Origin of the sequence: Acidovorax sp. A1169 (assembly GCF_030704685.1) — a bacterium.
Lineage (GTDB): Bacteria > Pseudomonadota > Gammaproteobacteria > Burkholderiales > Burkholderiaceae_C > Acidovorax.
Genome location: NZ_JAUZDX010000045.1, coordinates 1 through 10532, shown reverse-complemented (window position 1 = coordinate 10532; position 10532 = coordinate 1). Strand labels below are relative to the sequence as shown.

At 59.1% G+C, this 10532-nt stretch carries 8 protein-coding genes; all 8 read right to left on the bottom strand.

Annotated elements, in window-relative coordinates; translation table 11 throughout:
- Nucleotides 1-479 (bottom strand): hypothetical protein (locus tag QYL93_RS31485; protein ID WP_305747370.1); only part of this gene is annotated, 479 nt, incomplete at its 3' end.
- A 300-nt stretch (nucleotides 480-779) separates the two neighbouring features.
- Nucleotides 780-1607 (bottom strand): PRC-barrel domain-containing protein, encoded by an 828-nt coding sequence (locus tag QYL93_RS31480; RefSeq protein WP_305747369.1) that lies wholly within the window; start codon nucleotides 1605-1607, stop codon nucleotides 780-782.
- 353 nt (nucleotides 1608-1960) lie between these two features.
- A complete protein-coding gene (gene pgi / locus QYL93_RS31475; RefSeq protein WP_305747368.1) occupies nucleotides 1961-3667 on the bottom strand; it encodes a glucose-6-phosphate isomerase in 1707 nt (568 codons plus the stop codon).
- On the bottom strand, nucleotides 3622-4725 hold the full coding sequence (locus QYL93_RS31470) for a transaldolase (protein ID WP_305747367.1): 1104 nt from the start codon (nucleotides 4723-4725) through the stop codon (nucleotides 3622-3624). Before QYL93_RS31470 ends, pgi begins: the two co-directional genes overlap by 46 nt.
- A 251-nt stretch (nucleotides 4726-4976) precedes the next feature.
- A complete protein-coding gene (locus QYL93_RS31465) occupies nucleotides 4977-5594 on the bottom strand; it encodes a histidine phosphatase family protein (protein ID WP_305747366.1) in 618 nt (205 codons plus the stop codon).
- Nucleotides 5594-6634, bottom strand: a complete 1041-nt coding sequence (locus QYL93_RS31460; protein ID WP_305747365.1) for a class I fructose-bisphosphate aldolase — start codon at nucleotides 6632-6634, stop codon at nucleotides 5594-5596. Before QYL93_RS31460 ends, QYL93_RS31465 begins: the two co-directional genes overlap by 1 nt.
- A gap of 8 nt (nucleotides 6635-6642) precedes the next feature.
- On the bottom strand, nucleotides 6643-9462 hold the full coding sequence (locus tag QYL93_RS31455; protein ID WP_305747364.1) for a phosphoketolase: 2820 nt from the start codon (nucleotides 9460-9462) through the stop codon (nucleotides 6643-6645).
- Nucleotides 9459-10250, bottom strand: coding sequence for a ribulose-phosphate 3-epimerase (locus tag QYL93_RS31450; RefSeq protein ID WP_305747363.1), 792 nt, complete (start codon nucleotides 10248-10250; stop codon nucleotides 9459-9461). Before QYL93_RS31450 ends, QYL93_RS31455 begins: the two co-directional genes overlap by 4 nt.
- Nucleotides 10251-10532: the final 282 nt, after the last annotated feature.

The following is a 10532-nucleotide window of genomic DNA, read 5'->3' as shown; positions in this document are numbered from 1 at the left end:
AACAGAATCGCCTGCCACTCGGGGAGCAACTCGCTCTCGACAAATAACTTCTCGAAAGCAGGATGCGCAGCGTCCGCTGTTGCGTTCCCCAGAACCACTTCCAGGTAACTTGTGACACTCAGCGTGCGTAGCTCGCCGCTTAGGTTGTGTACATTCACACGGCGAAGTTCGAGGTCGTTTTCGGGATCAACAACTATGTCGGTCCGAGCTGTGACGTCAAGGGAGCCATTTGAATGGCGCCGTATGAAGGACGCCCGACCCACCGAAAAATTCGCTTGGACGACGTCTTCTCCTTTATTGACTGGCTGTGGTGTTGTCGACCACACGACCCCGCTGGACTCGTCGCGTATGTAGCAGAAACTGCCCAAGCCGCCACCTACAGCATCATCAGACCAGCGGGTAAGCGCGAGCTTGTCCCACCGAGAAAACCCCGTGCCCTCTCGCGTGATCATCAAGTGATAGCGGCCATTGGTCAGCAAGTTCAGGCGGGCAGAATGTTTGGTATCGATTAACCGAGACGGTCTCACCATAGAGACTGCCATCTGCAAGAGTGTGTGCCAACGCCTCGACGCGATGCCCCGCATTTTGGAAGCGCTATGCCTTGCGACTTCTATCCACTGCGACCAATGTCTAGCCGTGTGCTTGCCCTTTCGCACAACCGATAGTGGCTGCGCAGGAAGTGTTTCGAGCGGACTTGCGCGCGATTGCAGCCGTCCGTGCTCTACAGGCTCACCCGACATTGCGGGCGCACTCATGCCACGTCATCGGAGGATGCTTGCTCACAATGGTGCTGGATGCGAAGTCCAAAAGGCGTTCACCTTGATACTTTCATCGAGAAAGGCATTCCCCTGGAAATTCTGGTCATGCTTGACTTGTGGAGCGGCGTCAAGCGTAGCTTTCGTAGTCGCCAGTACCATCAGCTTATTGCCTGGTGCAGCTTTGAAACTATCCCATGGAACTGGGACGTACTTTTTGTTGATGCCGAATATTCCGCCGCGACTAATAACCAAGTAGGCGATCCTGCCGCTCTGCGGACTCATTACGATGTCGTCAACACTACCTAGGTCGTCACCTTGCGGATTGACGATGGCCGTTCCGACCAGTTGATCGGAGCGAAATGCGCTGTCAGAACCCGTGACGGAAACGGCTGTGGCAATCTGCTGGCGTCGCCACGCCGACACATCCATACGTGGCACCTTGCCGCTGCGCAGTTCCGCAGCGTAAAGCGAGTAGATCTCACGGGCGGAGCGCAAGAGACCGTCGCATCCAGTTTGATCGCCACGCTGGGCCAGGATATGGGCCGATGCGATCAATGTCCGGACCTCGTAGCCGGGCCGAACACTCCCGTACCCTGTGGCTGCGACGGAATCACTTGAGTACCCTCCGATGTAGCCATAGCCGTATACCGGATAGCCAAAGCCATAGCCGGCCCCGTGAAGCCAGTAGCCGTCTTTCTGAAGTTGACTGTCAAAGGCCGACAATTCTGTTGTGCAAGACTGGGGCAACTTCGCGACCACGGCTTGGCCGATCGCCGAGCCGCTTCCTAAGGTGAAACATACCGCTGCGATCAGGGCGTTCGTAGCTGAAATCGATTTGCTTGTATTCATGTAATTTCCTTGGTAGTTCTGCAAGAATTTGGTCCCCGCTTGCTATTGGCATTGCACCGGCGCGCAACGGCTGAATTCCAGTTGATAGTCAAATACTCAATAGGGGTCAGCAGACTCAAACCACAAGCGGTGCAAACGAATGTCCAGCACTCAATATCGCCGCTTCCAAGCACGGTGTCTGTACGTTTGCGCACGTGACTTCAGATTGGCTACCGTCACGAAGTCAGTCGCTCATTGGTAGGGCTGCGAACCAACGCCTGCACACATCTGTCAGTGTCAATAGAGCCCAGGATGATCTGCTGCAAGCGGACTGTCTTCGCGCCACTACCTCAAGCGCTGGACTTCTAAGCGTTTCATTTGTCTTCTCTTCTCAAATGCCTGTAGCGCCGCAGGAGTGCGTTGGTTGAGCTGTCGTGAAGCGGGGCAGACTCATCTACATCCAAATCGGCCACGGCCAGTTCAGCGGCAATGCCCTCAGCCAGCACTTTGCCCAATTCGACACCCCACTGGTCGAAGCAATCAATGTCCCAGATCACCGCCTGCGTAAAGACGCTGTGCTCATAAAGCACCACCAAGGCGCCCAACGTGTACGGTGTCAGCCGGTGCGCCATCACCGTGTTGCTGGGCCGGTTGCCCTCGCATACACGGTAGGGCACGAAGGCTTCTTCGACCCCTTCGACGCGCAGCCCATCGGCCGTCCTGCCGAACGCAAGGGCTTCGGCCTGTGCGAAAAGATTTGCCATCAGTAAGTCGTTCTGGCGATGGTCATGGACCTCCTCGCCTGCAATACTTGGTACGCCGCGGCCGAATCCGATGAAGTCGCACGGAACAAGCCGCGTCCCCTGGTGCAGCAACTGGTAAAAAGAGTGCTGGCCATTAGTGCCTGGCACACCCCAGACGATGGGTGAGGTCTGCACTCCTACTGGTACGCTCTTGTGGGTGACATGCTTCCCGTTGCTCTCCATTGTCAACTGCTGCAGGTAGGCCGGAAAGCGGGATAGGTCCTGCGCGTAGGGCAGCACCGCCTGTGTTTGGGCACCGAGGAAATTGTTGTTCCACACCGCCAGTAGCCCCATCAGGGCTGGCATATTATTTTCGACCGGCGTCTGACGGAAATGCTCGTCCATGGCGTGCATGCCGGCCAGCATGTCCCGGAACTGGTCCGCGCCGATTGCGATCATGGTCGACAGCCCGATGGCCGAAGCCATGGAATACCGCCCACCAACCCAGTCCCACAAAGGAAAGGTCTGCTCTGGCGCGATGCCAAATGCGCAGGCCGCTTCGATGTTTGCCGACACCGCAATGAAATGGCGCGCCACCGCGGCTGCGTCGCCGAGTTGCGCTATGCACCAGGAGCGAGCAGCCTGTGCATTGGCCATCGTCTCCGGCGTATGGAAGCTTTTGGAGCAGATGATGAACAGAGTCTTCCCTGCGTCCAAGCAACGCGTCGCTTCGGCCAGAGCAGCGCCATCAACATTGGCGACGAATGCGAAGTTCAGATCGCGCTGGCTATAGTGCCTCAGCGCCGTATATGCCATTGCAGGACCGAGGTCGGAGCCGCCGATACCTATGTTGATGACGTTGCGAATGGGCTGGCCTGTGTGACCTAGCCAAAGCCCACGACGAATCTGATCGCTGAACGCGGTCATGCGGTCTAGCACCATGTGCACGTCGGCCACGACGTCGACTCCATCTACCCAAAGTGACTGGCCAGAGGGTGCCCGCAAGGCAGTGTGCAATGCCGCTCGCCGCTCGGTTGTGTTGACGGCATCCCCGTTGAACATAGCGTCGACGCGCTCGCGCAGGCGGCACGCGCGTGCCAGAGCGGCGAGCAGGCCCATGGTCTGAGCGTCGACGCGATTCTTTGAATAGTCCAGGTACAGCCCGGCGGCTTCGGACGTAAAGCGCGTGCCGCGTTCTGGATCGTTCGCGAACAGTGCACGCAGGTCCACGCCACCCATCTGCACATGGTGGGAAGCCAGCGCCTGCCATGCCGAAGTAGCACTGAGTCCGGTCACGATTTCGCTGCCGGCGGCGGGAGCGGCGACGGCGCCGTACATTTCTCGCGGATGCGGGCGAGTAAAGCCTGCCATGAAATGGCTACAGCCTCCACGCCCTCGCGCTGAAGTCGTTTGGCCAATGCGGCGTCGTCGACGCCTTCTCGCCGTAGCTCGGCGATCACCAGTTCGGCATAACTCCCATCGGGCGGCAGGCTGCGCTCGACCTTGCCGTGTTCGGCGAAGGCAAGCAGGGTCTTCTCAGGTAGCGCAATGATGGATTCGGGTCCGGCCAGCGCCTGAACGTATAGCGTGTCCGGTGCCACTAGGTCTCTGGATTCCGTACTGGCCCACAGCAAGCGCTGTGGGCGCGCCGCTGCTGCGGCGAGCCACTGCCAGCGCGGCGATGACAACACTTCGCAGTGGACCTTGTAGGTGCGCATGGCGATGGCAATGCCTAGTTGGCTGCGAAGCGGCGAGGCAACCTCATCGCAAACTGCGACGTCCCAGCGACTGACGAACAGCGAGGCCACAGACGCCACCCTTGCATCGCGCCCAGCCGCCAGGCTCCGCTCGATAGCGCGCATATACGCCTCCGCCGCAGCCGCGAAATGTTCGCTGGAGAACAACAGGGTAACGTTGACCGGAACACCGCCAACGATGAGTTGCTCAATGGCGTCGAGGCCTTCGGGTGTACCCGGTATCTCAATGAGCAGGTTGGCCCGCCCGGCCTTCGCATGCAGGCGCTTAGCAGCCTGGATGGAGCGGACCGCGTCATGCGCCAGGAGCGGCGACACTTCGAGCGACACCCACCCATCCATGCCGCCGGTGGCCTCGACGTGTGGACGGAACAGGTCGGCCGCCTCCGCAAGGCCTTCAAGCGCAAGTTCGAAGAACAGGTTCTTGTGCAAATGGCCAGCCGTGTCGAGCACACGGATGCTGGCGTCGTAGCTGTCGCCACCGCCAATCGCCTGCTCGAAGATCGTCGGGTTCGAAGTAAGGCCTGTCACGCGCAGGTTGCGGATGTATGAAGGCAACGTGCCACTGCGCAGCAACGTACGCGTGATGTTGTCGAGCCACAGGCTCTGGCCTAGTTGGTTGAGCGTCTGGGTAGTGTTCATGGATGGCAGTGCTAGATTAGGAAGTGGGGCTCGTGCAACGATCTCCGCGAGCCAGCGACAGTTGGGCCGTCAAGGGGCCCTCGCCGGAGTGCGGCAGCGCGCCGCAGGTCGTCTCGATAGTTGGATTTGCCGCGGTCGATGACGGGTATCTCGCGGTTGCGACAGCTGTACCGACTCGCTTAGCACTTCATCGAACATGGTCACCAAGCAACCAGCGCAGCGCTTGCCGGTGATGACGCGCCCGAAGCCGATCACACCGATCTGCATGACGCTGCTTCCGCTGAGATGGGACCGCCATTCCAAAGCGTGATAACCGGCCGAAGCGCATGGTCTGGGTCAACGCCCAAGATGCTGATCGAGGCCGGATTGAGCGCGAAATGACGGCCCTCTTCCACCTTCAGCCCGATCCACCTGGCCGCCAGCGCCCGACCGAGCTGGCCATGCGAGAAAAGAGCGACGTTGCCCCCGAGGGTCCGCAGGCGCTCAATGAGCCGGTCCGCACGGGCGGACACTTCAGCTGGCGACTCGCCGTTGGGACACCCATCTCGCCAGATGTCCCAATCGGAGCAGTGCTTACGGATCTCGCAGGTTCGCAAGCTTTCGTAGTCGCCGTAGTCCCATTCTGCTAGATCGGGGACGATCTCGACTGCAGTGGTCAGACCAACCAACGCGCAGGTGACCCGCGCGCGCAGTCGCGGGCTTGTCTGAACGTGGGAGAAGGGCAATTTCCCAAGCATGGGTGCCAGCGCGCGGGCCATCTGCTCGCCCAGGCTCGTGAGTGGCAGGTCCGTCACGCCCGTGTGCTGACCGGTCAGCGACCAAGCGGTTTCGCCATGCCGGACCAAGAAGAGTTTCAGAGTCGGGTCCATCACACCTCCATGGCGGGGTCATACTGACCGCTGCTTGCGGCGCTAGCACAGCGGGCCCGGTGCAGTAGCTCGCGCTGCGCGGCATGGCGGTGAGCCTCCTGGCCAGCCCAGATCTCCAGCGCGGGATGCTGCAGGGCGCGCCCGAAGGAAAAGCTTAGCGACCACGGCAGCGGACCGGCACTACTGGTCCTAAAACGCGTGTGCATTGCGTTCAGATGGGCGCAGGCTTGTGCCCCTGACTGGCCGCCCGAGAGGAACGCTATACCAGAGACTGCTGCTGGCACAGCGCGACGCAGGCACTGCACTGTGGCGTCGGCTACCTCCTCAACCGTGGCCTGCATAGCGCAGGTTCGTCCCGCTACGACCATGTTCGGTTTCAGGATCATGGCCTCCAGCACCACGTCCTGTCTCGTCAAAGCCGCAAATACATGGCGCAGCAGGTTCTCGGTGACCTCGCGACCATGCGCCTGTGTATGGTCGCCGTCCATGAGCACCTCGGGCTCGACGATGGGGACCAGCCCGGCCTCCTGACACAAGGCTGCGTAGCGCCCCAGCGCGTGTGCATTGGCACGAAGGCACGCCTCAGAGGGAGAAGAAGCGCCCCCCGGCGCAGGATCGATGACAGCACGCCACTTGGCGAAGCGGGCGCCCATGGCGGCGTAGTCCCGCAGCCGTTCGCGCAAGCCGTCAAGCCCTTCCGTCACCTTCTCGGTAGGATGCAAGGCCAGGGCCTTGGCGCCGATATCGACTTTGATCCCGACCAGGATGCCAGCGTCTTGCAGCACCTTGACCAAAGGCGTTCCGTCCGCCGTGGCCTGGCGGAAGGTTTCGTCGTACAGGATGACGCCGCTGATGTATTGGCCTAGATCCGGCGTGGTGATGAGTAAGCCCCGCCAATCGCATCGCATCGCCTGGGTCTGCGCGATATCGATTTCATCGAAGCGCTTGTCGCAGGTTGCATTGCTCTCGTCCATGGCGAGCAGGCCCTTGCCATCTGCGACTATGGCCTTGGCCGTATCGACCAGCATGTGCGATGTCATCGCTAGCCTCATGTTTGCCACTTCCAATTGCGAATCTCTGGCAGGTCCTGGCCATGCTGATCTATATAAAGCTTATGTTCCATAAGCTTGTCCCGGGTCAGCTGTTTAAGGTCCCCGACCTGGCTGCCAAGATGCGGCAAGCTGTCGATGACGTCTTGCACCAGATGGAAGCGATCCAGTTCGTTTTGCACGCGCATGTCAAATGCCGTGGTGATCGTGCCCTCCTCCTTGTAACCATGCACATGAAGGTTGCGGTTCATACGGCGGTAGGTCAGTTGGTGCACCACTGAGGCATAACCATGGAAAGCGAAGATGACGGGCCTGTCCCAGGTGAATAAATCATTGAAATCGGTGTCCTCCAGCCCATGCGGGTGCTCGCTGGCGGACTGAAGACGCATCAGGTCGACGACGTTAATTACGCGGATCCTGAGGCCCGGTGCATGCTCGCGCAGGATAGAGACGGCAGCAAGCACTTCAAGCGTGGGCGTGTCGCCGCAACAGGCCATCACGATATCGGGCTCGCCGTCTTGGTCATTGCTGGCCCATTTCCAGATGCCGATGCCTTCGGTGCAGTGCTCAATGGCCTCTCCAATCGTCAGCCACTGCGGCATTGCGTGCTTGCCGGCGATCACCACGTTAACGAAATTCGTGCTGCGCAAACAATGGTCGGTGACCGAGAGCAGGCAGTTGGCGTCAGGCGGTAGGTAGACACGCACGATGTCGGCTTTCTTACTAACTACGTGGTCGATGAAGCCCGGGTCTTGGTGGGTAAAGCCGTTGTGGTCCTGTTGCCAGACGTGCGCGGTCAGCAGGTAGTTGAGCGAAGCGATGGGCCTGCGCCAGGGCAGCTCGCGCGTGACTTTGAGCCACTTGGCATGCTGACTGAACATTGAGTCGATGATGCGGATGAAGGCCTCGTAGCTGTTGAACAGTCCATGGCGCCCCGTCAGCAGATAGCCTTCCAGCCAGCCCTCGCATTGGTGCTCGCTCAGCATCGAGTCGAGAACCAGACCCTCGCGGGACAGAAATTCGTCGTTGTTCTGTGTTTCGGCATCCCACTGACGGTTGGTTACCTGGAACACTGCACCTAGCAGGTTGGAAAGCGTCTCGTCGGGGCCGAAAATCCGAAAATTGCGCTGGTTACGGTTGAGTGCCGTTACGTCACGCAGAAATCCACCTAGCACCAGCGTGTCCTGCGCCTGCAATTCGCCCGGAGAAGGCATCTGGACAGCATGCACGCGGAAGTCTGGCATTTTGAGGGGACGCAACAATAGACCGCCATTAGCATGCGGATTGGCGCCCATGCGTCGCGCACCCATGGGCGCCAGGGCCGCCAATTCGGGCCGCAATCGGCCACGCTCATCGAACAACTCCTGGGGCCGGTAGCTGTTCATCCAGCGTTCGAGCTGTTGCAGGTGGTTTGGGAAATCCGGATTCACCAGCAGCGGCACCTGGTGGGAGCGGAAGGTATTCTCTATCTTCAGGCCATCGACCTCTTTAGGCCCAGTCCATCCCTTTGGCGACCGCAGAACGATCAACGGCCAGAGCGGCCGGGTAGTCAGGTTGCGGCTGCGCGCATCGTCCTGGATATGCTCGATGCGCTCGATGGCGCTGTCTAAGGCTTCGGCCATGAGTTTGTGCATGGTCAGCGGCTCGTCGCCCTCCACAAAGATCGGCATCCAGCCGCAACCGAAGAAAAACTGTTCGAGCGCCTCATTGCCGATGCGAGCAAGCACTGTAGGGTTGCTGATCTTGAAGCCGTTCAGATGCAGGATCGGCAGTACCGCTCCGTCGGTGCACGGGTCCAGGAATTTGTTCGAATGCCAGGCCGTCGCCAGCGATCCGGTCTCTGCTTCCCCGTCGCCGACGATGCAGGCTACGATCAAGCTAGGGTTGTCGAGGGCTGCACCGAAGGCATGGCTCAGCGAGTACCCGAGTTCGCCGCCTTCGTGTATGGAGCCAGGCGTTGTGGGTGCCACGTGGCTGGAAATGCCACCGGGAAACGAGAACTGTTTGAACAGCTTCTTCATGCCAGCCTCGTCCATGGTGACCTCAGGGTAGACCTCGCTCCATGTGCCTTCGAGGTACACATTGCTGACCAATGCCGCCCCTCCATGGCCCGGTCCCGAGACGTACAGCACGTTGAGGTCGTATTTTTTGATTACTCGGTTCAGATGCACGTAGATGAAGTTTTGCCCCGGCACTGTGCCCCAGTGGCCCACCACCAGTGGCTTGATGTGGGCCATTGCGAGAGGTTCGCGGAGCAGAGGGTTTTCGTAGAGGTAAAGCTGACCGACCGAAAGGTAATTAGCAGCACGCCAGTAGCGGTCGATCTTTTGCAGCATCACAGGCTCGATGGCTTCACTGGGAGTCATAAGTAGTTCCAAGTTTTCAAGCACTCGCACTTTCGCAAGGCGACGTTGGTGGCGGGGAGCACCGCTGAACCGGGCTGCGAGAAAGACGGCGATCAATTCGAACGCTAGGCTAGCTCCGATGACCTTGCCGCCAAGGCAGATGACGTTCATGTCATCGTCTTCCACGCCTTGACGAGCGGAAAATACATCGTGAATTAGTCCGGCGCGCACGCCCGCTACCTTGTTGGCCGCAACCGATGCGCCGACCCCACTGCCGCAAAGCGCAAGGCCACGGTCCACCCGGCCTGTTGCAACGGCATGCGCCATCGGCACGACAAAGTCGGGGTAGTCGTCACCCGAATCCAGTTGCCAGGCACCGAATTCCTGGACTTCGTGACCCGACAGTCGCAGTGCTACGGTCAGTTCGCACTTCAATTGGAAGCCACCGTGGTCCGAGGCGATGCCGATTTTCATGATGCACGTCGGGTCGGTTTCGCATCGGAATCGTGCGATGCAAGCGCCGCACGCATGTCTTCGATGACCTCAAGGTTGCCCGGCGTGCCTGAGATGTCGCTGCCCGATACGAAGGTTTTAGCGCCTGCATCGGCGATTCGTCGGGTGATCTGAATATTGACATCGTCATTGAGCTCCAGACGGCTATAGCGCCGGCAGCGGTTGATCAATTGGCAAGCCTCTTGAAGCTTTCCAATCGCAGCGTCAATGAACTGCTGGTCGGAAGACCCTGAATTTACGCCCTTGATCAGTACAGTTTCGATCTTGTCAATCAACCATGGCAACACGCCAAGCGACTTTGAAGAATCGAGGCCCAATATAGATAGAGCACATGGCTCTTCAGCAAGTTGAAGCGGTTTATCGACTTGGCAACTCCCGCTGTCTGCCCCGGCATGGATGAATGCCAACGGGAGCTCATCCAAAGACGTCGCTATCAGATGGACCTTAATGGATGCTCTTGTTCCATCCGCATGAATGGCATGCTCAAGCAACGCCGCAATAACCATCTGGCCGATTTTGAGTTTCGGCACTAATCGGTGATCCATCACATCGAGATGGTTGCAGTTGGGACCGACCGGCAATGCGCTATGCACCTTTTCGCTTATGTGAGCGAAGTGACTTGAGCGAATGCATTGGTCACCCAGCCTCGGTTCTCGTGCTTGTGTTGCTTTGAGCACTCTCGACCGCGCCATGCCTGAGTCGAGAATCCTCCGCCATTGATGGATTGCTTCCTTGATGCGGTACGCCACATCGGTAGGCCTTTTCGTAGCATCGTCGTAGTCTCCAATAGAGTGGAATTTCTACCTTAATGCAAACGAATTGCTACCTCTGTTCGGCAGCACACAGTGCCGTCGTATTCTTTCGGTACTACCCCGCCCCTACGGCCTAAAGCAGGAGGCGCTGCAGCTCAGCGAGCTCGCCACAGTCGCGCTCTGGGCTGAGGAAGCTAGACAAACTTCCAGGAATTCATGAAGCAGTACCAAACACAGATCTCGCGAACGGTGGTCAAGAACCTTTTAGGTATTTAGGTG